The following is a 25,922-nucleotide window of genomic DNA, read 5'->3' on the forward strand; positions in this document are numbered from 1 at the left end:
AGGGCTTTCGGAGAGCATTTTTAGCACCAAAAACGACCAGAAACCGTAGGTTCACTATATCATTTCTGGTCGAAATTGAATGTATCAAAGAGCTATATTGTATTATCGATCATAATGTTAGATGTTTTTCATAGCCGACTAAGTAACAGTAAATATTATTTTCCTGAGAAGTTTTGGGGCAAAACCAAGCCAATAATTTCAGATAACGTTGAGGGCTACAACATACCCCATCGAAGTTGTTGAGGATATGATTGAATCCAAAATGGTGTGGGCGAGACATGGAGGTCGAGCCAAGCTCTGGGGTACAGGTCGTTCTCGCACATCCATGTGCTTCACGACATTCAGGCGTCCTGCCTATCAGATGTACCATCTGAGCTGTTAGACATTTATTCAATCATATCTGAAACGCTTAGCTTCGTTTGGGCGGCTCTGGGGATTCAAAAGGGGAAGCAGCTGGAGGCTTCCCCTTTTGGCGGTGTGGAGTGCAACTCCACGACTTTGTAAACTTCACAGAAGTTTTGCTGTTTGATGAAAAAATAATGCTGCACATCAACAAGGCGCTGGACACCCGCCTTCGCGAGTGTGACGCTAATGACTGGAATTAGAATGCCTCAGGCCAGCCAATTTTGGGGCAAAAGTTGTTTAAGAAAGTGCTTCGCACTTTAAAACGTCGCGGGCTTTCTGCCCACACCCGAGAAATAGGGGACTTCACCAGCAAACTCCCCTCTTCCATCTCCCCATGCTGCCCCACGACTTTATAAACTTCGTAGAAGTTTTGCTGTTTAAGCATTAAACATAATCAAGAAAGATCAACAGCCCCTAATTGACCTCCCGCCAATAAATCACTTTATCGTGTCCGCTGAACTGGCCAAAGTATGCGGATGAAAACGGGTTTTGTAACGTATTGGGCGCATCACTATTTCGATTCCAATACCATCGTAAATATCCCTTAACAGGCAATTCATCAATCACTTCACCTTGATACTTTATCGTCCCCGTATTTTCCCAATTCACCTCAGCAGAACCTTGAATGAAGAATTCATTATTGAGTCTTCCATTAAAATAACGCTCAACGACTTGAGCATTAGCAATCGCTGGTGTAAAACTGGCTAAGGGTGTTAGCATCGATGATGTCAGAAGCGTGCAGCTATCTTGCTCATTCACAACCCACGAACTTCCATTCCAATACTCGGCATTTAATGTTGCTTTTAGAGGCTTATTACCACTACCGTATGCATTCGCAATCACCACTCTACCGTGACGAAATTCAACATTTGGTGTTGTTTCAGCCAAACGCTTTGCAGTGCAGAGTTCAGGAGCATCGATATGACAATTTGTTCCTGCAGAAAAATCGGCATTGAGTAAAGATGTATGTATATGGGAATTTAGCTCATTATCCGACAGTTCAACGCCAAAACGAGTGGAGTTAAAAGGACCATCCATTCTAGGATCAGAAGCACTCGATAATCGATTAAGCAGTGGGTGTAAACTCACAGAAGCCACGCCATCATTAAAACCGAGAGATTCTGGAGATATGAGATTAGAGCTTTCTGACTCTTTCGCCTGAATTCTATGAGTAATTGAGCTGCTGCCATCATCTCCAACAAAGTGCCCAATAGCTTTAGCAAAATCCCCTGTATAGTTGGTAGTAATATTGCCTTTTTCGTTTTTGGCTTGAACCGTAAAAGTTATTGTAAAGGGCTGATCAAGATAGGTAAAAGCACCACAACGTTGAGTCAAAGAACCACTTGAAACATCAAAGGTTGCAGGTATAAAACGACCAATACTATCAGTAACACCATCTTTAATCGGTAGATCTGATTTTAGAACTCCTAAGTATGAGTTTGGTGCGGTCGCTGTTAATTGAAAAATACCGCTTTCACTGATACTTCGTTCAAATTCATTTTGTCCTTGATGATAGGTATATTGATTCGCATCGCCTTGACCAGAATTCGCAGCCAAGAAACCATTTGAGCCGTTCGATGGCGCAACCACTTGGCTAGACAATGTTAATACCGTTCCATTTTCTGTTGCATAATTCAAAGTATCTAAATTATCACAAATATTAGTATCATTATCAGACTGCCACGCTTTAGCTTGAACCGTTAAACCGAAAGGGCTACCTGCTGTTTTATACACACTACATTGTTCGTTATCCGCTGAGCACGAGGCTAATCCTTCATGTTCAATGGCTTGAAAACACAATCCAAATGGAACCGACACAAAACTGCCACTTCCAATGACTGGTATCCCTTGTGGGTCATTTATTCTCGCTAACTCAGCATGAATGTCTATTTTTCCAGCTTCAGGATAATTAAACTGCAACTGTTTCTCACCAAGTGCATTAAAATCAATATTAATGATTTGAGCAGAATTGGGATCATCACCAATCTCTCTATTATCAACACTGACTTTTGCTGGATTGCTAGGTGCGTTCGGTGTGATGTAGCGACTATAAAAACGGACACTTTGGGACTTATTCAAAAAGTCACCAATACATTCGTCAGGATCATTGGGATCCTGTTTAATCGCTTTTATGGTTAACAGTTCGGGTTTTGCAGCATATTTATTAGGCGCATTAATCTCAAAGCCTCTATCAGCAAATTGTAATGTGCATTGCTCTGCTGTTCTTCGTGACTCACCCTCTACACCACATAATGTTGGATTTAAAACTGACGGAGAAGGAGATAACATATTCAGCGTAATGTTGCCGCGATCGTAATTTCTAAATTGAACGGCAACTTGTCCACCACTGAAGTTGACGCTCGTTACTCGATTACCATTTCTGTACCAGCCCCCTTGCTCAACACTAAACTGTGGATTCAATGTCGCACTAACTTGTTGCTCAAAAAGTTGTGAGCAACTTGAATTTGTGCAAGCTTTAATAGTCACGTCTTGAGCTTTACAGGTTAAAGGGGTACCGCTGTAACTGATCTCAAAATGATCAATGCTTGGCGCTACATCTTCAATAACTTCAAAGGCAACAAAGTCATACGCTTCTCTTAGATGTCGACGGTTGCCACCGTATACATCTTCGTCCACCACCATACTCACTTGGTTGTTGCTCAATCGGCAGCGTCTAAACCATCCTCCTTGAATACCGAATCGCCCTTCTTTTTTGCCAATAAAGATAGGTGAAACGCTAAAGCCTGATAAATCGGTGAAGTAGTCATTGCACTGCTGCGCTAACGACCAGCCTGGGCGTTCAGTGTCTCTGTTTAAGCCAGAACCAAATTGATATATAATTCGCTGGTTGTTAAGCACAATGTCACCTGTACCAGGCTCATAAGCAAGGTAAGCAACCGTTTCTGCATTAATACTGCTTGGCCCACCATTTGCACAACGATCAGAGAAAAAGCCATCATCAAAAGCTTGCGATGGATCGAGCCCTAATCTTACAAACCCAGCTCCCATTTCTGCCGCTGAAGTAAACCAACATTGTGGGTTGTTGTGGGATTGTATTTGAGATATACCAAGACTGAGTCCATTACTGACGTTAACATTTGTCCAAGGCTGAAAGCTAAAATTAAATGCTGATGACACGCTGGCACTTCCAGCTTCAAAGCGTGTGCCATCAGGGAGACTATGACTGCCAGGCTCAACAGCAATCCAGCTAACATCACGCATTGGCTCAGAGTGGTTCACTCCATTACCATTTTGAACCGGCGGTTCGATTTGAAGCCATGAGAATCCCTCAGAAGAAACGCTTACTACTCGAATACTGGCTGACCCATCGCCCACGGTATCATTTGGGTTAATTGTGGGCATCATAAAGATCAAAGGTGTCACACCACTTGCAAAATCACGATTAAAATTTACAGTTTGCACTGTACCAACGGTTCCTGCTTGTTCGATCGTACCAAACAACATTGTTGGATTCGGGTTCGGCGCCAGCGTGTTAGAATTCGAGCACATTCCATTAAAATCAGCATTTGATACGGCATCGGAATCAAAATTAAAATTTCGCTGAGCATTTCCAGTGATATTCATTTCTTCTCCGGAAGCAATCGCCCCATTGATCACAACATTTCCAGAAATATTTACTTCACCAGTCACATAAATGATGGCGTTAATCTGACTTTGGCCTGAAATTTGTAAATCGCCATTAACCACAATAATTAGGTTTTGGGGATCACCATTAACATTCAGGTCAGCGTTATTGGAAATGATTAAACGATTTACAAACAGTCGAGTACTCGCTCCAGAAGTGGAAATAAACTGCCCTCTACTAAAACTCGCTTCATCAAAGTAATAATTTCCTTGAGTAAAATTATCAGATACTGAGCAGGTTCTATTGCCCCCATTCCCACTCTGAGTGCAAGTTAAATCCCCCAAATTTGTAGGAGGTGGAGCTGGTAATTCAAAATCGTCAGCGTGTTCTCCTGTAGGTGGAGATTCAAAAATGCTTGAACAAGATTCTATTGCGCTTGCAATGGGTGAAATTAGAAATGCAATCCATATCAGCCAAACTAGCCTAAGTTTGTGATTCTTCATATCTCATCCCTTGCAATAACTTCTACCTGCCTACTCACTCGATGTTCATTAGATCCACACACTGCTTTACTCGTAATACGGTATTGAGTGACCGTTTTTGAAGCAACAGTGGTGTTAAAAGCCCTACATGTCCGCTGTATGGGTTCACAATTTAATAAACTTAATGCCGAATTTGGTGCATTCCACATTATCCCTACATTTGCACAATTTGCTGCGCGACCGTGTACGCCAAATAAGTCACTTAGCGCTGCATCAGCACCACTATTCGCAGCAAATAATGCTCTTGTGCCAAGCACTTCTTGATTAATCGCTTCATCTGAGTTTTGCGAAATATTGATGAGTGCTGCCGCTAACAAAAACATCACGGTGAGAATAAAAATGCCAAGTATCAACATACTGCCTTTTTGATTTTTAAGACTTGCGGGTTGCCTATGGAACATTAATCACCTGAACTTGATGTTGATATTGTATGGTTTGACCATTAATTGTAAATCTTGGGTTTAATTGCACTATGGCATTACTTTGTAATGTTGATGGCTCATAGTGAAAAGGCCTATCATCAGGGTTAGACACGCCATTCACTATATTTTTTGCCACAATGCTACCCGAGTCATCAATAAGTAAGGGCTGGCTTGTACGATATCCGTAACCTGAGTAACGCTGTAGCTCATTTTTAATGCTATTAATGCAATAACTGACGGGTTGTTCCACAAAATAAACACGTTTTGAGGGGGATTTTTCCAAAAAGCTAACACTTGATGTAAAGCCAAGTGTGATGACATCATTTTCAACATCCACATTATCAAGCACCGCAAAATGCGATGATGTCTCGTAAACATCGGCTTCTGAGCTAGGAAACACATATACCCTTTGCCCTGTTTGTATTGCCGTCGTATTACTTGTGTCTCTAAATACCTTTCCAGTATTCAGTGCTGTATCTCCAAAAAACGGCCATTCTAAGTAACTACTGGAAACGACAATAGGTACAAATTCAATACACTGATCTGATGAACCATTTGTGGTCAAACGAATGCTATTTGGCATTGCTGTTCTCAATTCACGGGTCATACGTTGCAATGCATACCGGCTTTCGCTTAACACTTGGTCAGTCAAACTTGAATCAACAAAAATTCGGGTACCCATTACTACAAAACTACCAATGCCTACGGAAACGATACCCAAGATTAAAATAACGGTCACTAACTCAACCAGAGTAAAACCTTTGCTTTGACGAATCATCAGTAATTACTCCTAATCGCATCAAAACGAATGGTTTCATTACTTGGCGTCGTAACTTCAATTTGAATGCGCTTCGTGTGAGTGACGGCGTCACCAACAACAGTCACCCGGAACCGATAATTGGGGTACACATCAACATAGGTCTGGTTCGAATTCAGCATATTGGCCGTTTCGGTCAATCCGTTATAGTCATTCAGGTTGTCAAACTGATCACGAGGTTTGGATGAGCCCGTTGTAATTGTGTACTGGCAAGCATTGGCAGCGGTTGCATCACAAGCTGGTGTCCCTCCATTACCTGTATTCGGATCAAAGGGTTTACTCCAAACCTCATTCATTATTGATTGCGCCAACTCAGCCGCGCGCATACGATGCAAGGTTTCAGCAGCACGGTCAGCTTGTGGAAATAGCATTGTCGCCATCATGGTTAAACCAATTCCCAACACCAACATGCCGATAACGAGTTCAATTAGGGTAAATCCCCGAGTAGAGTTAACATTAATTCGCATTGATATACCCCGCTGTAGTGAGTTCAATGACAACGGTGTCATCCGCCGCTACAGTAATACAATTGCCAACACAGCGGTTGCTTAACTCAATGCCACCTAACGAATCAAAATTAACATCAAAGGTTTGTGAACTATTGGAAGTAACAGCAACTCCGTTTTCCCATTGCGATTGCTGGCCGACATTTGAAAAACTACCACAGCCAGAAACATCTCTAGCGGCACGCATCGTTGTGTAACCGCTGGCATTAAAAGCAACTCGATAACACAGGTCACTATTACTTAACGCTCGTTGCTGAATGGTTCTTAATGCTGAAATAATTTCATTGCGGGTACTGAAAGCACTATAACTTGTTACACTGATAAGACGAGGGACTACGGTAACCGCCAAAATGCCAATCAGGATGATGGTAGTAACAAGCTCAACTAATGTGAAGCCTTGATTATTATTGTTTTTTAATACCATTGTTCCCGCACCAATATTTTAACAACTAAATAGGTTCTAACCAATTAAACTGTTTTTGTTTTTAGGTTAATCGGTCAAATGCAGCGTAAACAATGGTATTACAAACTTGATGGATTTTAAATCGCTTTTAACAACCGTTATCCGTAAGTACTACTGAGGGCAATGCACCTACTGATGTTGCTGCGGTGTAAACAATTTTACATGCAGCGGTATTCCCCGTATCCGCTGGAGCGCCACGTTGCCAAAACGTGACAGTACCCGCACTGGAATCAACGTTGGCTACCCAATCGCTGCTACCTGAGTCTGATGGGCTAGTACCTGCCTCAAAACTGGCATCCATACCATTATTAAATGCGGTAAGGTTAGCGTCCATATACCCATATTTAATGGCTACATCGTCTTCAGTACCTGCAGAGCCGTTGATGTTTATCGTTGCCGTTTCTTCTGTATTCTTTGACTCTAACACCGCTTTTGAAAAAATGAGTGCATTCGAGCCATCAATAGCGCCCTTCAAGCCTTATAATGCCGATTTACGGGCATCCGATTGTAAGTTAATAAATTTAGGTGCTGCAGTTACCGCTAATATTCCAAGAATAATAATAACGACGACCAGTTCGATTAACGTAAAACCTTGTTGTTTTTGCATAGCAATACCTCTTTAATTGCGAGCATAAATAACCAGTGATTAAACGTCCTTATTAAGAATAATCTTGATTAAGATGGAAAAAGTACCTGCGTACTTTACTTTGACAAAGGTAAAATTAAAAGCCTCTTATTAAGAATGTAAAACGGTTAAACCTAGGGTTTGTTTATCTTTCAGGATTGAAATTTGTGCTATTTGAGCGTTCATCTGTTCAAGACATGAGCAGTGAAACTTGGCCGTCTAAGTAAACTGATCATTTCTTCATCGTTATCGCTTACTTATTTGGAGAAGCCAAACCGCACAAACTCTGCCTTGAATGAAACAACCAGTTTATCGCTGCAAAAACAATCACGAAAACCCAATAAAAACACTAACACCTTCACTCAGGCAAGATGAATGCATGTTAATCACAACCTTGAATCAACCGAGCTATAATTAATTAGAGTCTTTTACGCTTTTTGGGGAGAGAAAACATGAACGTAGTTTTTAGTACTGCACTCTCCTTGCATCAGCCTGAAACCGTATCTTCTAGTCCAGAGAGTTTGGCGGCACAAATGAACCATTGTGAGCTAAATGGTCAATCATATTCTTGCGTATCGTCAGGTTCAACGACAACATCATGGTGGCAATCAATAAAAGACAGCTTCTTGTCTTTATTCACTTCAAACCATAAACAGCCCCGTGCCACACACACAGTACCTTTAGAACGTTTCAGTGTCAGGCAACATGAGCATGACTTAGATTTCAGTACAATACCTGTGCAATCGACTCATTTAGACTCATACGAACAAAGAGAGAGAGATTTTTTGACGGGCGTTAACCTAGGCTCTCCTCACTTTACCGAAGACGATTACAGAACTGGACCAATGGATATAATTCCACAGGCCACTCGCCAAGACATAAAAGAAGGTGCGCCAATCTCAAAAGGGGCTTTTTTCGAGCGGCTACAACCGGGTCAACAAGTAACCCGATTCAATGAAAACGTTAAAATTAAATGGATTGCCAACAGTGACGATGACTTTGATTCCTATGAAGAAAGCAGCCCGATTAATATTACTGAGACCGACAGAAAAAACCAGTGTACATTCAGCAAAGACATTGAAGACAGAACGCCAAAGTTAGCACCTGAAAAAACACTGCCCGATATTATTTATAGAAAATGGTATACCGCAGAACAAGTTGATGCCATTAAACAGTCATGGCAAGGTTTTACAGCAGATGAGGCAAAAGAAGTCTTAGTGGCTCTGGGCGGCAAATTCACCTCAGAATTAGGTACTGAAACAGAGGAAAGCTCACTTCCTAGCCCTGAACCTACGCCAGAAGCGCACTCACAAGACCACAGTTATATCATTCCAGCAATAAGAAGAACCCTTGCAGACAAAGCGCTTTCTACTAAGCGAGTTAACGCCATCTTGGGTACCCTAATGGACATGGGATTTTATGCAAAACACAATAGCACTACTGATAGTTTCGGCGCACTTGAACCGCTTAAATTTAGTGAGCAAAGTAGACTGGATAAGGGAAAAGAGGTGTGGGAGTTGACTCGGTAGTTTTGAAAGAAGTTGCTGTTAGTTTATCTTTACGAAACAATTTTTAATTGCGAACAATATTATATCAACCCTATCGGAAATCATTATTTAAGCTTCTACTGCACTTTACTGTGATATAAACAAAATAAAAAGTGGGTAATTCGGGATTGAATGCAGTAATCGTTGATGTTGGCTCTTTAGGTGTTCGCTGTGAAATTTGTTAAATGGTGAGGTTGAGATCTCATCGCACCTGCAAAAGCAGGTGCCCAGCGCCTTTTAAAAAAGAAAGTCGCTGGATGTCTGTTTTCAAAGACATAACATAATGATAGTAATCCTAACAGCTTGAATCAGCTGGTAAAGTAATCACTGGAGCACTAGTTTCTGTTGCTATAGCATACGTTAAAAAGCAAGTGTCTTTAGTACCTGCTTGCCAAAATTGGCCATTCTTATAAACCCAATCAGTAGTATAATCTGCAGAAGAATCAAAATCATCAGAACCTAAGTCGCCAACACTCTCTAGAGTATTAACAAAGTTACTAGCAGTAAGATCCATGTAACCATAATCAGTACTAACATTTACATCCGAAGTCGCAGTCCCACCACTACCATCGTCAGTTGTTGTTTCACCAATTTTCACCGTACCAGAATTACTTTTCTGTTTACCTTGCAACGATGCTTTTGAGTAAACTAGAGTGTTAGAACTTTGAATGCTTGCTTTTAAACCATTCAAAGCACCTTTACTTGCGTCAGCTTTTAGATTTAGAAATTTAGGAGCAGCAGTTACCGCTAAAATACCTAGAATGATAATTACAACTACCAATTCAATTAACGTAAAACCATTATTATTTTTTTTCATTTTTAAATCCCTTTATTAACACCCTGTAGTGGTTGATTCGATAGTAACGCTACCGGCTGCTGTTAACGCATTTGTATATTTCACAAAACAATTTCCAGCAGTAGGGGTTGCTGAAGGACTTAATTCACCTTGAGGATAAAAGAAGATGGAGCTTGCATCGCTTCCGGTACCAATTTCATACAGCCAATCAACAGATGTTCCTGTAGTAGCAGCCGAAATTTCTAATGCATTTTCTAAAGAATTACTCCAAGCAGCAGTTGGGTGTCCGTAATTTAGTAAAATATCATCTACTTTATTTGTAGTATCTGCTGCAGTTGCTTCTAAACTGTTAATTACAGCCTTTGAATAAACCAAAGAATCAGCACTTTTTAAAGTACCCTCTAAACCTTTAACTACAGCTTCTTTCGCGTCGGCTTCAAAATCTAAAAACTTAGGCGCAGCCGTTACCGCTAAAATGCCTAAGATAATGATCACCACAACCAATTCAATTAGGGTAAATCCCTGTTGTTTTATTTTCATATCACTTCTCTTACTTCAATACGGTTGCGGCTAAAATGTGCGCAAAACCGCCGTCCCAGAAAATCACGCCGTACAACCAATGCGGCTACGACGATGACACCCTCAATCTTCCGTGACGAGAAACAACGGACCAAAACATTGGCCGTCGCTCTTACTACTCCAATTCTTTAAACCATGAGAGAGTTCCTAAAAACTCCATCCTGTTATTTTTGTTTTTTCCAAACTTCAGATTTACTAATAGTAAATGACTAAGTGTAAATTACGAGTCAACAGTTATTTTATCTAAGTTTTAATCACTTACCTAGCCCTAAACATGTCCAACCACTCATATTTATTGGCATGCCTTTATCATCTGAAGATATTCAATTTCATCTTTATTGTTAATTATCAGATAAATAGTCAATAAATCCATCATCAAACGTGTAGATGACATAACCAATATTTAGACTTTCTTTATTTTCGGCGTGCTGACGATACAAACAAGCTCGTTCGTTTTCTTTGTATTCTGTTTTTATTTTTAATAATTTAGCATCAACTGCCATTAATGACTTCCACAACCCAATGCATCCTTCTGAATCCAAAGTATTAGGAATTGGAAACCCGACTGAATTCAATTCCAATGTCGAAATATTCGATTGTTCTGTATCATTTACGTTTATCGTAGCGGTAGCGAGTTGCTGCCATTCAACATCCAAGTGATTAGGCTGACCTTTAATTAACCATTGATTGTGAATTACATTAATTACATACTTTAGCCTTAATACTTCTTGCTTAATATTTTCATTATGAAATGTTTGCAAAGGTGACAGCATTTTATGAATGGCCGTCGCAACTAGCGCTAATATCATCGCTATCGATATGATGCGAACCAGAATTTGCATCATATTCGCATCGCGTTTTTGCTGGCTGGCCATTCTTGCCATTCGGCTTATCCGCCTTTTACTAGGTTGAGCATGTCCCACATCGGCAAGTAAATACCTAATGCTAAAATCAACACCATGCCAGCGACAATCGCAATTAGGATCGGCTCAAGCTTTGCGGTGAGATTCTTTAAATCGTAATCCACTTCGCCTTCATAAAAGTCAGCAGCGTCAGTGAGTAGGCTGTCTATTTGCCCTGTTTCTTCGCCAACAGCAACCATTTGCAAAACTAGTGGTGTAAATAAACCACTTTGCGCTGAAGTACGTAACATCGACTCACCAGATTCAATACCGTGACGCATACCCACAATTCGGTCATGCATGTACTGATTATCGACCGCATCAGCTACTAAGCTCAGTGCTTGCGTCATTGGTACACCAGCACCTAACATCATAGAAAAACTGCGGCAATAACGTGACAGTGTAGAACGCTCTATGATCGAGCCTACAACGGGGATTTTTAACTTCCATTTATCCCATTGTTGTTCACCTTTTTCACTGGCATGCCAAAAACGTATCCCAATGATTGCGCCAACCAATCCAATGAGCATCAATACCCAGTGATTAACAAACGCATTAGAGGTCGCAATTAATACTTTGGTAGCCCAAGGTAAATCGGCACCAAAGCGGCTGAACATATCGGTAAACTTGGGGATAACCAAAATATTTAACACTGTGATAGCAATGGCAATAGCCGCAAGCACAAACGTTGGGTAGCGCATGGCGGCTTTAATTCGACGCCGAGTCTCTTGTTCCCGTTCGATATAGCCTGAAAGCTGAATTAACGCTTCTTCTAATTTACCCGAGTTTTCACCCACATGAACCATAGAAACATATAACGCACCGAACACATCGGGGTGCTGATTCATCGCCGATGACAACGGCCTCCCTGAAGTTAATTGTTCCAAAACAGAAGCAAGGGCTTTTTTCATTCTTGGAGAATGGGTGCTTTCAGCCAAGCCCGCAATCGAACGCAATATCGGAATGCCCGCTTTGGTTAACGAATAAAGCTGTCGCGTGAAGATTTGCAGTTCTTCCAAGCTGACTCTACCTTGAAATAGGCTGCTTACATCAAATTGCTGCGCCTCTTTATGCGGTTTCACTTCAAGCGGAATCGTACCTCGTGCCATTAAGAGATCAGCAGCGGCATTTTCAGATTGCGCTTCAAGCTTGCCTTTTACTTCTTGGCCGCTACCATCGCGGCCGCGGTATTCAAACCATGCCATCGACTATTCTATTCCTCTAATGCCGCTTTAATTACAGAAGCAGGTTGTTTTGTCTCGTTAACGGTTTCAACTAATTTGGCTACTTCTTCAATGGTTGTCATGCCTTGATACAAATAATCCAATGCCGCTTGAGCAAGTGGTACAAAATCAGGCTTATTTTTGGCTGCACGAGCAAAGTCTTGTGGATTGCCGCTACGCATGACATCCACCAGTTCATCATCCAACTCAAGCATTTCAAAAACACCAATTCGACCACGATATCCGCTGTGGTTACAGTTCTGACAGCCTGTGCCGACTTTAAGTTTGGCATTACTAAAGTCTTTACTGGTGACGTTCATGAGCCAAATAAGATCTTGATGACTGAGTTGATAATCGACCGCACAATTTTGACAAACCCGTCGAACCAACCGCTGAGCAATAATGACTCGTAACGCACTAGCAACTAAATAACTCGCTGCACCCATATCAAGCAAACGTAAGGCACTGGTTACTGCATCATTGGTATGCAAGGTTGATAATACAAAGTGACCGGTTAATGCGCCACGAAGACCAATTTCTACGGTCTCTTTGTCACGCATCTCACCGACCATGATAATATCGGGATCTTGACGCAAAGTGGTACGAAGCACATTAGAAAAGTTCAAACCAATTTTATGGTTCACTTGTACTTGGTTGATTCTTGGTAATTGATATTCGACAGGATCTTCTACCGTAATGATTTTACGATCTGGCGTGTTTAGTTCACTCAAAACACCATACAAGCTGGTCGTTTTACCACTACCCGTTGGCCCAGTAACAAGTAACATACCGTGTGGACGCTTAATTTGGCGACGGATTTTTTCAAGCATATCTGCTGGCATACCTGTTTGGTCAAGTGTTAGTAGACCTGCAGATTGATCAAGTAAACGCATCACCACAGACTCACCATGGTATATCGGCATGGTCGACATACGTACATCAATTTTATGACCACGGATTTCAATGTGAAAGCGCCCGTCTTGTGGTAAACGCTTTTCAGATATATCCAGCCCTGCCATTAACTTTAAGCGCAATACCAGAGCTGAAGAGATGTTCGCCTCGTTTAAAATGTTTTCTTGAAGCTGGCCATCAATACGCTGCCGAATAAATAACTTGTTCTCACCAGGCTCAATATGAATATCCGAAGCACGCATTTGCACGGCATCTTCAAAAATCGACTGCAAGAGTTTGACAACTGTCGTTTCATTATCTGAATCACCCGCAGTCAATCCACCTAAATCAAACAGATCATCCGCAGCGTATTCTTGTTCTAGTTCTTCCGCTATTTGGGCGATTTCTTGTGTTCGACGGTAAAGCGTATCAAACGCATTTAACAGCTGTTGTTCAGGTACAACAGCAAGATTGATGTTTCTTGGTGCAAGTAGTGACTCAATATTATCGAGTGCTTGCAGATCCGCCGGATCACTCATTGCCACTTTAGCAGAGCTATCATCCGCTTCGATCACCAAAGCTCGATAACGGCGAGCTTGAACTTCAGGTAAAAGTGCTACAACTTCGGCAGAAATTGGGCGGCGACTGATATCAAGAAACGGTAAGTTCAACTGCTGAGACAAGAAGGTCAGTAACTGTTCTTCAGAAATGTGGCGCAAATCGATCAGCGTTTTACCCAGTTTTTTTCCTGAGCTCCTCTGCTCCGCCAGCGCCTCCATCAGCTGTTCTTCACTAATAATCCCGTTTTCTACTAACAAATCACCAAGACGTTTTTTTAACTTAGGTTTCATATAAAGCTCTGCTTCCTATTTATAATGGGTGATTTGTGAAAGACGAGATACAATGTATTCCCTGCTCGCACGAGATAAATTCGCTTGCTGAAGCGCACGTTGGTATGACTTTACGGCTAAAGGGTATTGCCCAGATGCGTCTTGGTTATAAGCTAAACCAAGCCACCATCGAGCTTGAGATGGTTCGTAACTCGTCAGCTTTTGAAACGCTTTAATGGCCAGTAAGTATTGTTTTTGTTGCTGAGCAATCGTGCCTTGCTGCACCCACTTTTCTGCCGCTAGATTATCCGTATCAGCAATAGTGTTTAAGGTTTTTAACGATTGAAGCGGTTTATTATCCTTAGCTTGTATCTTGGCAAGGAGTAATTTGAACTCTGATTGGCTAGGAAATCGCTTAATGCCGTCGTCAAGTAATTGCACTGCTTGACGATTGTCATGCTCGCCGTAATAAAGTGCCGCTAACTTTGCGCGAACTGAATGCTTTGCTTTATCTAGTGCGAGTGCTTTGGCGTAATTTTCTCTTGCAGTCGACAGCTCACCTGATAGTTCTGCAGACAGTGCTTGCTTTGCAAATTTATTTGCTAATTCTTGAGTCGATAACTTCACTTCTTTTATTTCTAACACGCTATCGACAGGCTTTATCTGTGATTGTCTTTGCGCCACAATCTGAAGGTTTTTTTTAGGCTGAGCAGACGTGGTTTTTGCTTCATGAGGGGTTGCATCAAAGCCATTTTTTTTATCATTTGCTCGAGTGGCTTGTTGCTGCTTACGTTGCTCAATCTTTTTTGTATTCGGAAAACGATCGCCCACGTTGGTATTAATCGCTTTAGATGTCTTATCTTCAGTACTTGATTCACTCAAAGGTTTTTTCACTTTAGTGATCACTGTCGGTTCTAATTCTGCAGCAGCTTGAGCCTCAGGTTTGTCCTTGAGTGATTTCCCTCTGAATGGCTTCTCCGCTAAAACTTGGCTATTTGTCGATTTAGGCGCCGTTTCTGTTGAGACTGTTTTCTGAAACAAGTAATAACTCACGCTAGCAATAAGCATGAGCACAATTAAAATCCATGGCAATCGATTTGGCTTCACCTGTTGCGATGACTTTTGCGCTGCTGAAATATTTTCAATACCATGGGGTTGTTGGCGGTTGTCTAAATCCTTCAACATTTTGTTGATAACACTCATAGAAAACCTCTACTTGAAAGAACGTAAACCACAGCACCAAATAAGCCAACAGCAATACCATAAGCCCAAACAATTTTTTTGGGACGCATAGCTACTTTTGTCGCATCTTCGGTGTCTAATACGGCCGTTAAAATGTGCTGACGAGAGAGTTGATGTGCACCTTCCCCAAAAGCAAGCAATAGGGCTTTGTGAGTTAAAATATTGATTAATCTTGGTGTACCACGTGCAGCATTGGCGATAGCTTCACTTATGCTAGGGGTCAGTAAATTTGCACCTTTTAAGCCCGCAACTCTTAAACGCTGCTCAATATAGTTATGCACTTCATCGTTAGTGAGTAGACGCAAACCGTAACTAAAACTGATCCGCTGACGTAGCTGTCTAAATTCGTTAGTCGCTAGACGCTGATCCAATTCTGGCTGCCCAAACATCACTAAATGTAACAGCTTGCGCTTTTCTGTCTCTAAATTGGTGTAAAGCCTGAGTGCTTCTAATGTCTCACTGGGTATTGCCTGTGCTTCGTCTAGCACTAATACCACAATTTTTTTTGCTGCTGCTAATTGAATCAGTTTTTGTTGAATTAAATTGCTCAGCTGAATTTGATTCACGTTCTGTTTAAACTTGATATTTAATTCACTGGCTAAGGCCCAATTCAACTCCTCAGGAGTTAAATATGGATTCGGTATATAGGCACATTGAAACTGTTTAGGCAGTTCATTGAGTAGCTTTCTACACAATAATGTTTTACCACTACCGACCTCACCCGTCACTTTGATGAAACCTTCTCCCATTTGTAATGCCGCTTGCAACACTTGAATAGCTTCGACATGAGGAGCAAGCCCAACAAAATAACTTGTGTCGGGCGTCAACGAAAATGGGAGTTCAGTTAAACCAAAATGCTGCTCATACATAGGTATATTCCAGACTAATCTTCTGGATACCAGCGATTTAACAGGTCTCGAGAACGCTCAAGTTCGGTTTTCCACGAGCCTTCACCCACAACCGTTGGCTTAAGCAAAATGATCAATTCTGTCTTGTGGTTCACTTTTTTACGGTTTGTAAATGCTTGGCCAATGATAGGAATATCACCTAATAGTGGTACCTTAGAAACTTGATCAACTTTCTCAGTCTTCATTAATCCGCCAATTACGACCACATCACCGGTCTTCGCTTTAATCACAGTATCTGATTCACGGATCTGACTGTGTGCCAATGGCAATACTAAGGGTTCATCACCTATTTCTATGCTTTTCGTCTGTTCATTAATGTCTATCACTGATGGATGAACATGCAACAGTACACCACCATCATCATCAATTTGTGGTGTCACATCCAGTGCAATACCAGAGAAGAATGGAGTAAGTTCGACTTCTGGTTGAGTTATAGGTGCTGAACCATTTGAAGATTGCACTACATTGGATGAAACCTCTGTCACAAAATATTCGTCTGAGCCTACTTTAATAACTGCTTTCTGATTATTTGAAGCGGTTACTCTTGGACTGGACAGCACATCAACATCACCCTGCGTTTTGAGCAGGTTGATCATCGCTTCAAAGTCAGAGCCTTTGACTGTTAGTCCTGCTACACCGCCAATCGCTCGAGTAATTTGATTACCAAACGATTCAGTCGGTGATGACGTCTCAAAGCCAATACTGGTATTTCCGCCACTGCCAGCTGTTGCACTAAGCTGCTGCCACTGAATCCCTTGCTGATATCCATCAGACAGAGTAACTTCGATGATCTTCGCTTGTAAGATCACCTGTCTTTGCAAGTGTGACTCAGCTTTTGAGAGAAACACGCGTACTTGACGAAGCTCATCAGGGTAAGCCCTTACAGTAACTAATCCAGCTTGAGGGGTCACTACAACTTGACGGCCCTGTCCTTCACTCCCCACAATTGAACTTAATGTATTTTGTAAGTCCTTCCAAAAATCAGTCTCATTCGTGGTACGAATAAAGGTACCATTGGTTACTGAGTTATTATTGCCGTTTTCACCATTCTGGTTATTATTCGAATTATTGTTATTACCAATACCGCCGTTACTATTATTGTTATTACTTCCACCATTATTCTGGTTATTGTCAGAAATACGCCCTGAATTCACAGAGGTTAGCGATGTCCCTTGGCGCTGCATATAAAGGTAATTAACCGGGAATGTTTCTGTTCTTAATCCTGCAGGGTAGACACGTAAAATACGTGCTTGGCGGCGAACTTCATAACCATAGATATCTTGAACAACCTGAAGGACTTCCGACAAAGTTACAGCTTTTAGCGATAGGGAAATGGTTCCTGTCACTTGAGGATGTACGACAATACTGAAAGGTGAGTTGTGTACTAGGCTTGCAAAAAACACCTTGGCGTCGACGTCTTTGGCATTAACGTCAAAACGCTTCTCTTGGATTCTACGGCTCGTTTCCTCAAGTAGTGAGTCTGCTGATAACTCTTGCTGAACAGCTTGTGGTAAAGGTGGCGGCGGTGTCAGTGAACGTGTTTTTGATTTAGCGTCTGCGGACATGATCGCTTGGTCTAACTCAGCCTTAGCCGCTTTAGGCTCAGCTCGATAAGCACTTTGGCACCCTACTAATGACAGAGCGATACATGAAATAAGAATTATATTTAAAGTCATATTGTTATTATCCTTTGTGCTTTATTACTGACTCAAAAAGCGCCAATTCACGCCCATCGGAAAGTGTTACTGAACCTGACGTTATAGACGTAATTTTTACGCCATGAATCTTATCGCCAATTTGTTTAATCTGATCATCTATAATGGCGAACGGTTTATCGCCCATCACTATACTCGTCAACTTCCAAGCTGATGTTTGTTCTTTGGTTGACGTTGAATGAGTCACAACAACGCCTGGTCGAGTTGGATCAATAGATATTTCAGATTTAGCTTGTAATTGAGGTAAAAAAAGCAAGCCTGACAACAGCATGACTAAGTTAGTTTTGTGTAACACGAATAAACTCCTTAGATAGGCTTAACGAATACAATTCCAGCTCAACTTCTGCTTTTGGGTAGTCTTTTACTTGATAATCTAACCTTTGCCAATATAGTTTTTTAGGCATTGAATCAACCGCTTTTACAAAATCAAGAAAATCAAAGTAACTTGAACTTAATTTGATTTTTATACCGTGACGGTACAAATTAGGCGCATTGCTAACATCTGTGTCTAATAAGGATGTCGGTGCAATAGACTCAAGGGAAAGCAATGTATTTCCTCTGGTTTTATCCAGGATTTGCTCTAACAGAACAGGCATTTGTTCTGCAGGAACCATATCAACAACCTGTGCTTTTAGCTTGTCTTCTAATAAGTTTTGCTGTTGATTTAAACCTTGTAACTGCTGTTGAAACTCTTTATTAGGGTCTTTAAGAAGTGCTTGATAATAACTGTCATTTAACTGTTGAGTGACATCATTATCCATCTCAAGTTGTTTCAATTGCTGCGTTTTAGCAGAAACGTCTTTTAGGATACTCTCTATTGGTAACCAAGAGAGCCAACCTATTATGATCAATGTTGATAACCCAATTAGCGCTCGTTCACGTTGAGTTAATAAATCAAAGGCTTGTTGCCATTTCAGGAAAAGTGCTTTCATTTTACTTCTCCCTGCGGCGCAGATTGCGAATTGATTTGAAATTGCAACACATTATCTTGATTTCGACTAACAAGAAGCTGATTAAAACTGACGCCCGCTAATGCTGATGTTTTACCTAAACGTTTAATCCATGCAGGCACTGCTGCAGCTTGCTGTGTTTGACCAGTAAGATTAACCTTTTTCCCTTCAACTATGATGTGAGTTAACCAAGTGCTGCCATCTGCCGTTGCGGCGAGATCTTCTAATAGTACTTGGTAGCTTTTGCTTTGAAATTGGTCGGAGTTTCCTACATTGGAAATCAGCTTTTGGGTAAGCTCAAGGCGTTGTCGAGTATTTGCCACTTCACCTAAAAGCGCCTGCGTTGGTTTATGTAATTCAAGCTGCTTTTTTAATGTGTCTTGTTTTTGAGTTAACTGTTGCTTTAGTTGGTTAGCATGAGCGATTTGTGATTGAACCTCTACTTTCTCGATATAATTCACGACGAAATAAAGACCGCTAATTAAGGGAACCAAAACTAAGGCTGCAGTCAGCCGAGCAAACGAAAGCTTGAGTTTTTTTGGTAACAGTTCAGAAGAATAAAGATTGATGCTTAGCTTTAAAGGTGTTTGACTCATTGGCTCACCTCAGCGACTTCTTGCTCAGTTTCAACGAGCGTTAATCCGGATAAATAAGCACTCACGATATCGACTTTTACCACTTCGACTGTTTGTGCAAAATTCACCTTTAATAAGTCGGCTAAATCCTCGGCAACATTATCAATCACCACAGTAATTTTCTTGATTGGGGCTTGTCTCAACTGCCCTTCATAAAAGTCCATCGAGCGTTGAATTTCAATACTCAGATTATCTGTTGCACCATAACTTAAATCTTCACGACTCATTTTATCTAAAGCATGAAATCCACGAATTCTTCGCTGCAAATAGATAGCGTCGTTTTTTACGATGGATAAAAGCAACTCCCCTCCCTCGTAATGACAAAGTACAAGCTTGGCTTGGTCTACATCATTAGAAATTTTTGGTAGAAGTAACTCTTCAATACTGATTTGCTTGATGTGTACATTATGCTTTTTGGCTGCAAGCGCAATGTCTTGTATCGCGTCTTTGGCTGTGACCACGACATTGATCTTTCCATTAGCGGCTACAGGCGTATCAAAATAATCAAGATGTATATTAGCCGGAGGAACATTTACAAGATCTTTTACGGCCCAAATGAGCGCTGCTTTAAGCTCTGATTCATCAACATTAGGTTTATCGACTTGAATCAATTGATAAAACTCAGAACTCAGAACGATTGAGAGGCTGGCGCTTGGAAAGCGCTGCTGAATCTGTGAAAACGCTTGATACCAATCTCCATCAAAATCTACAGATGAATATTGAGGATGACTCTGCTCATTAAGAACTGCTAACCAAAGAGTGCTTTTTGTTAAAAACACACCAATATTGACTCGCTCCTTGGATTGCTTCCAAAAAGCCAGCTTTTGATACAACCCAGCACTCATACAAACGCCTTTATGATTATTATAAGTATACTTCGCGCACAACTCTGAGTTGGCCAATTAATTGACAATTCTCCATTAATTGATAGTACAAGGTCAAGTTTGATTGAATTTAATTGGGAGTAAAGAGTAATTATTATCTTTTTACAGGCGTTATTGATGAATGTCATCAGTTGTAACTGGTCTTGAGTAACTTAACTTTCGTTATTTATATCAATGGGTATTTCAGTTTTTAAATTATGACTAATAGTCAGGCCATAACCATTTTAAATTCTCTCGCCCAGTAATGCGAACTGCCACAGGCTTCCATGACAATCAAAGACGACTCAGTATTCGCTAAATAATTAAGCAACTCTTTACGCTTACGTTTTGCACGTTTAAGCACTTTGCCTGATGAACTAATAAACACCATGTGGAAAATGTTCTTTGCAATATCTAACCCAATTGTTATTTTAGCCATGTGACTCTCCTCATTAAGTTTTGTCGCTTTTTCCTCAACATATCATGGCGCATTGTGACGCCGAAGAGGAGTGGGGAGAGTCCATACCATTATGATACTTGAACATGCATGTTTCAGGACTTTTTAAGCGCCAATTCTTTGAGGCGCATTAGCGAAGGAATATCGGGATTCTTTCGAGCTAATGTAACAAAGATGAATTGGCGCTGAGAAGTCCACGCAGTGCGAGTTGCACAGCTTGTTACTCTTCGTTGCCAGTGCTAACAATAGCTCACTATTGCCGCACACTGTCGCCTTGATTAGCAAGTTGTGCATTCTCGCTGAAATCGAGCATCTTCAGGTATCATGGGTATATACACGGAAACTTCGCTTAAACAATTTGTAAACTTACCTATAATTAAAGTTCTTTTAACTCTTGAAAGTACGGTCCTTGCCCACCTGTTACACCAAGAACTTTCAAGATTTGCCACTCTTCGAAACTCACTACACCCTCAGCTTGAATTTGTATTTCTGTTTTGAACAACGCACCAATTAAACTTCTCACGAATAGCTGGTTTTCTGGACGTAAATGAATTTGTCTAATAATGGATGGATGCAACTTAATGAAGTCAACTTGTAACTCCTTCAGGTACTGGCTCCCGACAACTTGCTGCCCGACAAAATCAACGCTGATTTTTGCGCCCATTTTTCTGATGATGTTAAATACTGGTTTCAATTGTTCACTGTGCTTAAAAGCCGCAGACTCATTTACCTCAAAAATGAGATTTGAAACGTGGTTTCGGTGCTCTAATAAGGTTGTCTTTAACCAGCTAACAAACTGTTCACTCATCACTGAGTCGAGACTTAAATTAATACAATAATGTTGACCCTGATACTTTTTGTGCTTTAGGTATTTATCAAATAATTCATTGATGAGCATTCGATCAATTTGGGGCATTAAACCACACTTCACGGCCATCGGAGCATATTGGGTCGCACGTATATAACTGTCTTTTTTCTCACGTAAACGAGCGAAGATTTCTTGATGCAATATTTCCCCATCAAAATCGAGTGTTGGAGTCGCAAAGTGAACAAACCTTTTCTTCTCTAACGCCATTTCCAGCAATGCTCTCCATCGAACAGAGCCTTTGGCAAACTCTTGATCAACACTTCCTTTGTCGTACATAAACCAGCTGTTATTACCTTGATACTGAGCAGCTCTAAGCGCCATTTCAGCTTCTTCAATAAGCTGTGATGGTTTATCTTGCACGCTAAAGTATGCGCCGCCGATATGATAAAAATTATCAAGCTTAAAACCTTCTGGCATAGGAATGCGTTGGCATATGCTTAGTACCTTGGCAGCAATACTATCTGCTTCAAGTAGAGATATCTGCGGAATAACAATTGCAAATTGATTGAATTCTCGTCTTGCGATAAAACTGTTGGCTTGGTTTTTTAACGCACTATCAATTGCAGTAACACATGTTGTTAAATACTCAATGATCGCCGCTTCACCTGCATCTTGTTGAAGTACATCAAGCTCTTCCATTTCAAGCAAGTAAATGACACCATGAGATAGCATGCCGTAATCATTAGAAAGAGCTGCAATTCGATTTTTCAGGTATAAGCGGTTCCCTATTCCTGTGTCCGCATCAAGAAAGGTATTTGAGCGAATAAACTTATCAAACCTTGAACGTTCTTTATGCGCATCTTGTAACTCCTCAAGTAATTGAGTAAGCGCACGGTTAATGATTCTAGGTTGACCATTACCTCTATTTTCGAGCGCACGGTGATGCTCACCGTTGAGGACCATTTGTCCACGAGCCACCAGTTCTTCGACACCAAACAGTTGCTTATAGAGCCAATTAAAACCATAGCGAACATATAACCCTATTAAGCTTAACGCAATAAGAATAATAGCAACTTCTACACCATCGACACGATGTAAGACGTAAGGTGACTCAAGGGTGACGTGCATAACAACTTTATGCTCAGGATCGAAAGCTTTATGGTATTCGGTTACAAACGGTGTGTGAATATTTCCTTGATACTGAAATAAGGAGCGTCCATTTTGGGTTAGCTCAAATGTTACTGTTTTATAACTCATTAATACGGGAGGTAACCAATCGTCCAATTCCCAAGTGAGATGCTGGTGGTGATGTTGCAAAAGCATTTCTTGTAATTCAGTTACTTGCTGTTGTTGCATACGGTTGGCAAGATGAAAGAAGCTCAGCAGTGCAGCAATAAGAAAAACAACTGCCACAGCAATTAATGAACCTAACCAAAAACTGGCTAACTTTTTTGTGAGCATCCGTGTAAGTTTCATTAATGCTTTCCGTCTTAAACCTTTGCTACTGCTTATATCGGATTATTAGGGACTCAAATCTAAAACGCAACCCTAATCACATTTCTGTAAATACGGCCTCCAAAACTGAAGACTTAAACTTTAGTTTATAAACTTGCTTTAAAGGGAAGATTAAGAAACTTTTATAAACAAGGCACCTAAAGACTTAAAGAGTTATAATTATGCATAAATCTCATATCCAATTTATGTATATTTAAAACGTAGTGGACTCATTATGACATATGCTTTAGCTGGTTTGAAAGCAGTCACCGACTCCATGACTCAAGGGTTGGATGAATCTTCACGCTTGAAGCAAGCAGAATTGGAGCAAGCAGAAGTAGAGCTTATTTCAAGTAATAATAAGTATACAGTTACGAATACATCTTCTAAGGGAAATATTGGCCGTATACCTACTCCTATATGGCAATCTTCAGCACATTCATTTTCTGGCGAACAATCAGCTACTCCGCATACAGAAAACAAAAATGGTAGGGCTTCACTGCAAAGCTCTTTAGTTGATGACCTTTCTCAAAGTCAAAACCCAGCAAAACCAATGCTAAGCCAGACATTACCTCCGGCCTCGTCTAAACCACTTAAAGGTGATACTCCAAAAGGTTCCTCAGTTGAAGCTCAACCAACTTCTGAAACGAGTAGCTCAATAGCACCAGAGATTGAGTTTATAGAGCAAGACTCACTTAATATGAATAACCCAGAGGCACAGAGACACCTTAAGGCGATAGAGAACGCTCAAAATAATAAAGATCTGAGTAACCTTAATCAACGAGTAGATACACAAAAAATAATCCCACACTTATCTCAAAAAATAGAATGTAATGAGCTACCCATTAAAATCCAATATCAGCAGAATGTTAATGGCACTCCCCTCAATAATATTCCTACAGATCTTAATACTGAACTCACTAACGCTAGTGAAAACCTTGAAGAAGGGAAAGTTGTTGTATGTCCTTATGGAGTATCAGAGCGCTACAGAGGTGGAATTTTTAAATTGTTGCGTATGCTTCCTTTTTTTAAGCATATTGGTAAAAGAGCAGATCATGCGACTTGTTTGATCATTACTCCGAAAAAGATATTTATGATAGAGCCAAAGGCTTATAAATATGCGTGCGGTGAAAACGTTACTCAATACCGCACTCATTGGCAAAGTTATTTCGATTCCAAAAATTGCGCTCGCTACTCAGGTTATTTCGCCATTGCTTTTGCCAAAAATTTAAAGACGGAGATAACTAAAGGGGGGGCTGCAGAAGAAATAACCGACGAACTCATTGAAAGGGTCATTGAGCAAACCATCAAAAATGACAAACCGACAAAAAGTACTCTTAGAGAATTTTATACATCTGCTGATGCTTAAACTCGTTAAACATCGAGTAGGGTGAGGCATCACTGCCTCATCCCTCTCACAGAACCGTACGTACGGTTCTCGTATACGGCTCCTGCTTAATTCTATTCAGTTACTTCGTACTGAACACATATCCCGTTTGTACCTTTTCTAAGTTAAAGAGTCCCAGCTCATCAAACCACTTATTGGGCATCGCCCAACTCGCTAATGGACTTCGTGAGCTTGACCATCTTCTCATCTGAATAAACTTGAACGGCGGTTTGTAACCCCGCTGTTTCAGCTTACGATGCAGTTTCGTCGCTTTCTTCCACAGTCTCAGCTGAATACTTCTTAGTCTTCGCCTTAACCACCCCGAAAGTTTTTGGAACTCTTTCTTAATATTCGCTATTCGAAAGTATTGACTAAAGCCCCTTAGAAGCGGGTTTAGCTTTTTTATGACCATAGATAACGGTTTTCCACCATTACGTTTTGTCAGGGCTTTTACTTTGGCTTTAAACGCTGTTAATTTCTTAGCTTGGATTTTCGTGCTGTTACTGCCTATCTCCACCCCTAAAAATTTAACACCCTCATCACTGTAAGCGATGTGGGTTTTTCCTTTATTTACCGTAAGTTTAAGCGCCTTTTCGAGTAGCTTTGTCGCTTGCTGCAAACTGTTTTCTGCACCTTTATGACTGCGACACAGTATCAAAATATCATCCGCATATCTTACGATTCTGTGACCTCGATTTTTCATTTCTTGGTCAAAGGCATCAAGATAGATATTCGCTATCAAAGGGCTGATAACACCCCCTTGCGGACTGCCTGTTACTGTCGCTTGCCAGTCACCTTCGACCATGACACCACTTTCTAAGAACGCTTTTATCAGCCTTAAGATGCTGCCGTCTTTTATCCGTTTGCTTACACTCTTTATGATTATCTCATGGTCGAGTAAGTCAAAGCATTTGGATAAGTCCATATCCACCACATGTTTTAGCTCATATTGACGCATGAACATGGTGGCTTTGTTTATGGCATCGTGACAACTTCTGTTCGATCTGTATCCATAACTTGATGGATGAAACTACTCTTCGAAGATTGGGCTCATGATATCGTTTAGGCATTGCTGGACAATACGGTCTCGAACGGTCGGTATCCCAAGCTTTCTGAACCCTCCGTCATCTTTAGGGATTTCTACCCTTTTAACGGCTTGAGGTCGATATTGCTTGGTTCTGAGTTCGAATTGAAGTTTATACCCATGATACCTGAAGATGCATGTTTCAGGACTTTTTCAGCGCCAATTCTTTGAGGCGCATTAGCGAAGGAATATCGGGATTCTTTCAAGCTAATGTAACAAAGAAGAATTGGCGCTGAGAAGTCCAC

Annotated in this window: 23 protein-coding genes and 2 pseudogenes; 2 read left to right on the forward strand and 23 right to left on the reverse strand. The window is 40.9% G+C overall.

What is annotated here, in order from left to right:
* Positions 1 to 819: 819 nt before the first annotated feature.
* The 6 genes and pseudogenes from JQC92_RS13690 to JQC92_RS13715 all read right to left on the reverse strand — a co-directional run bounded on the left by JQC92_RS13690 (position 820) and on the right by JQC92_RS13715 (position 7,348).
* Entirely contained in the window at positions 820 to 4,494 is a 3,675-nt protein-coding gene (locus JQC92_RS13690) for a DUF6701 domain-containing protein (RefSeq protein ID WP_205000163.1), read from the reverse strand.
* Positions 4,491 to 4,934, reverse strand: coding sequence for an MSHA biogenesis protein MshP (locus JQC92_RS13695; protein ID WP_205000164.1), 444 nt, complete (start codon positions 4,932 to 4,934; stop codon positions 4,491 to 4,493). Before JQC92_RS13695 ends, JQC92_RS13690 begins: the two co-directional genes overlap by 4 nt.
* The gene (locus tag JQC92_RS13700; protein ID WP_205000165.1) at positions 4,924 to 5,733 is read right to left on the reverse strand and encodes a PilW family protein; all 810 of its coding nucleotides are present in this window, start codon (positions 5,731 to 5,733) and stop codon (positions 4,924 to 4,926) included. Before JQC92_RS13700 ends, JQC92_RS13695 begins: the two co-directional genes overlap by 11 nt.
* On the reverse strand, positions 5,733 to 6,239 hold the full coding sequence (locus JQC92_RS13705) for a type IV pilus modification PilV family protein (protein ID WP_205000166.1): 507 nt from the start codon (positions 6,237 to 6,239) through the stop codon (positions 5,733 to 5,735). The genes JQC92_RS13700 and JQC92_RS13705 overlap by 1 nt, the downstream gene beginning before the upstream one ends.
* Entirely contained in the window at positions 6,229 to 6,702 is a 474-nt protein-coding gene (locus JQC92_RS13710; protein ID WP_205000167.1) for a pilus assembly FimT family protein, read from the reverse strand. Before JQC92_RS13710 ends, JQC92_RS13705 begins: the two co-directional genes overlap by 11 nt.
* Before the next feature lie 127 nt (positions 6,703 to 6,829).
* Positions 6,830 to 7,348, reverse strand: a pseudogene (locus tag JQC92_RS13715) (type II secretion system protein).
* Positions 7,349 to 7,818: 470 nt separating this feature from the next.
* Between JQC92_RS13715 and JQC92_RS13725 the strand changes: the two are divergent.
* Positions 7,819 to 8,895: a hypothetical protein gene (locus tag JQC92_RS13725; protein WP_205000170.1), complete on the forward strand. Its 1,077-nt coding sequence runs from the start codon at positions 7,819 to 7,821 to the stop codon at positions 8,893 to 8,895.
* Between the two features lie 313 nt (positions 8,896 to 9,208).
* Here the strand turns inward: JQC92_RS13725 and JQC92_RS22935 are convergent, their stop codons facing one another.
* The 14 genes from JQC92_RS22935 to csrD form a co-directional block, all read right to left on the reverse strand.
* A complete protein-coding gene (locus JQC92_RS22935; protein WP_205000171.1) occupies positions 9,209 to 9,730 on the reverse strand; it encodes a pilus assembly FimT family protein in 522 nt (173 codons plus the stop codon).
* Positions 9,731 to 9,745: 15 nt separating this feature from the next.
* Positions 9,746 to 10,249, reverse strand: a complete 504-nt coding sequence (locus JQC92_RS13735; protein ID WP_205000172.1) for a pilin — start codon at positions 10,247 to 10,249, stop codon at positions 9,746 to 9,748.
* Positions 10,250 to 10,629: 380 nt separating this feature from the next.
* The gene (locus JQC92_RS13740) at positions 10,630 to 11,172 is read right to left on the reverse strand and encodes a hypothetical protein (RefSeq protein WP_205000173.1); all 543 of its coding nucleotides are present in this window, start codon (positions 11,170 to 11,172) and stop codon (positions 10,630 to 10,632) included.
* Positions 11,173 to 11,177: 5 nt separating this feature from the next.
* Positions 11,178 to 12,395 (reverse strand): type II secretion system F family protein, encoded by a 1,218-nt coding sequence (locus JQC92_RS13745; protein ID WP_205000174.1) that lies wholly within the window; start codon positions 12,393 to 12,395, stop codon positions 11,178 to 11,180.
* A gap of 8 nt (positions 12,396 to 12,403) precedes the next feature.
* The gene (locus tag JQC92_RS13750) at positions 12,404 to 14,155 is read right to left on the reverse strand and encodes a GspE/PulE family protein (protein WP_205000175.1); all 1,752 of its coding nucleotides are present in this window, start codon (positions 14,153 to 14,155) and stop codon (positions 12,404 to 12,406) included.
* 15 nt (positions 14,156 to 14,170) lie between these two features.
* A complete protein-coding gene (locus JQC92_RS13755; RefSeq protein WP_205000176.1) occupies positions 14,171 to 15,337 on the reverse strand; it encodes a tetratricopeptide repeat protein in 1,167 nt (388 codons plus the stop codon).
* Complete coding sequence (locus tag JQC92_RS13760) at positions 15,334 to 16,245, reverse strand: ExeA family protein (RefSeq protein ID WP_205000177.1); 912 nt, start codon at positions 16,243 to 16,245, stop codon at positions 15,334 to 15,336. The genes JQC92_RS13755 and JQC92_RS13760 overlap by 4 nt, the downstream gene beginning before the upstream one ends.
* A 14-nt stretch (positions 16,246 to 16,259) precedes the next feature.
* Positions 16,260 to 17,960: a pilus (MSHA type) biogenesis protein MshL gene (mshL, locus tag JQC92_RS13765; RefSeq protein WP_205000178.1), complete on the reverse strand. Its 1,701-nt coding sequence runs from the start codon at positions 17,958 to 17,960 to the stop codon at positions 16,260 to 16,262.
* A gap of 7 nt (positions 17,961 to 17,967) precedes the next feature.
* A complete protein-coding gene (locus JQC92_RS13770; RefSeq protein ID WP_205000179.1) occupies positions 17,968 to 18,294 on the reverse strand; it encodes an MSHA biogenesis protein MshK in 327 nt (108 codons plus the stop codon).
* Positions 18,278 to 18,931, reverse strand: a complete 654-nt coding sequence (locus JQC92_RS13775) for a type 4a pilus biogenesis protein PilO (RefSeq protein ID WP_205000180.1) — start codon at positions 18,929 to 18,931, stop codon at positions 18,278 to 18,280. Before JQC92_RS13775 ends, JQC92_RS13770 begins: the two co-directional genes overlap by 17 nt.
* Positions 18,928 to 19,545: a PilN domain-containing protein gene (locus JQC92_RS13780; protein WP_205000181.1), complete on the reverse strand. Its 618-nt coding sequence runs from the start codon at positions 19,543 to 19,545 to the stop codon at positions 18,928 to 18,930. The genes JQC92_RS13775 and JQC92_RS13780 overlap by 4 nt, the downstream gene beginning before the upstream one ends.
* Positions 19,542 to 20,429 (reverse strand): MSHA biogenesis protein MshI, encoded by an 888-nt coding sequence (locus JQC92_RS13785; RefSeq protein ID WP_205000182.1) that lies wholly within the window; start codon positions 20,427 to 20,429, stop codon positions 19,542 to 19,544. Before JQC92_RS13785 ends, JQC92_RS13780 begins: the two co-directional genes overlap by 4 nt.
* 247 nt (positions 20,430 to 20,676) lie before the next feature.
* Positions 20,677 to 20,886, reverse strand: coding sequence for a hypothetical protein (locus tag JQC92_RS13790; protein ID WP_205000183.1), 210 nt, complete (start codon positions 20,884 to 20,886; stop codon positions 20,677 to 20,679).
* A 394-nt stretch (positions 20,887 to 21,280) separates the two neighbouring features.
* On the reverse strand, positions 21,281 to 23,188 hold the full coding sequence (gene csrD / locus JQC92_RS13795) for an RNase E specificity factor CsrD (RefSeq protein ID WP_205000184.1): 1,908 nt from the start codon (positions 23,186 to 23,188) through the stop codon (positions 21,281 to 21,283).
* Between the two features lie 253 nt (positions 23,189 to 23,441).
* Here csrD and JQC92_RS13800 point away from each other — a divergent pair, with 253 nt between their 5' ends.
* Complete coding sequence (locus JQC92_RS13800) at positions 23,442 to 24,575, forward strand: hypothetical protein (RefSeq protein WP_205000185.1); 1,134 nt, start codon at positions 23,442 to 23,444, stop codon at positions 24,573 to 24,575.
* Between the two features lie 100 nt (positions 24,576 to 24,675).
* Here JQC92_RS13800 and JQC92_RS23080 read toward each other — a convergent pair whose 3' ends face one another.
* From JQC92_RS23080 to JQC92_RS13810, 3 genes and pseudogenes are all read right to left on the reverse strand, one after another.
* A complete protein-coding gene (locus tag JQC92_RS23080; RefSeq protein ID WP_338049515.1) occupies positions 24,676 to 25,110 on the reverse strand; it encodes a group II intron maturase-specific domain-containing protein in 435 nt (144 codons plus the stop codon).
* 3 nt (positions 25,111 to 25,113) lie between these two features.
* Positions 25,114 to 25,611: pseudogene (locus JQC92_RS23085) on the reverse strand (reverse transcriptase domain-containing protein); the annotation flags it as partial.
* Positions 25,612 to 25,733: 122 nt separating this feature from the next.
* On the reverse strand, positions 25,734 to 25,922 hold a 189-nt coding region (locus tag JQC92_RS13810), incomplete at its 5' end, for a hypothetical protein (protein ID WP_205000186.1).

It is taken from the genome of Parashewanella hymeniacidonis (assembly GCF_016900895.1).
Taxonomy (GTDB): domain Bacteria; phylum Pseudomonadota; class Gammaproteobacteria; order Enterobacterales; family Shewanellaceae; genus Parashewanella; species Parashewanella hymeniacidonis.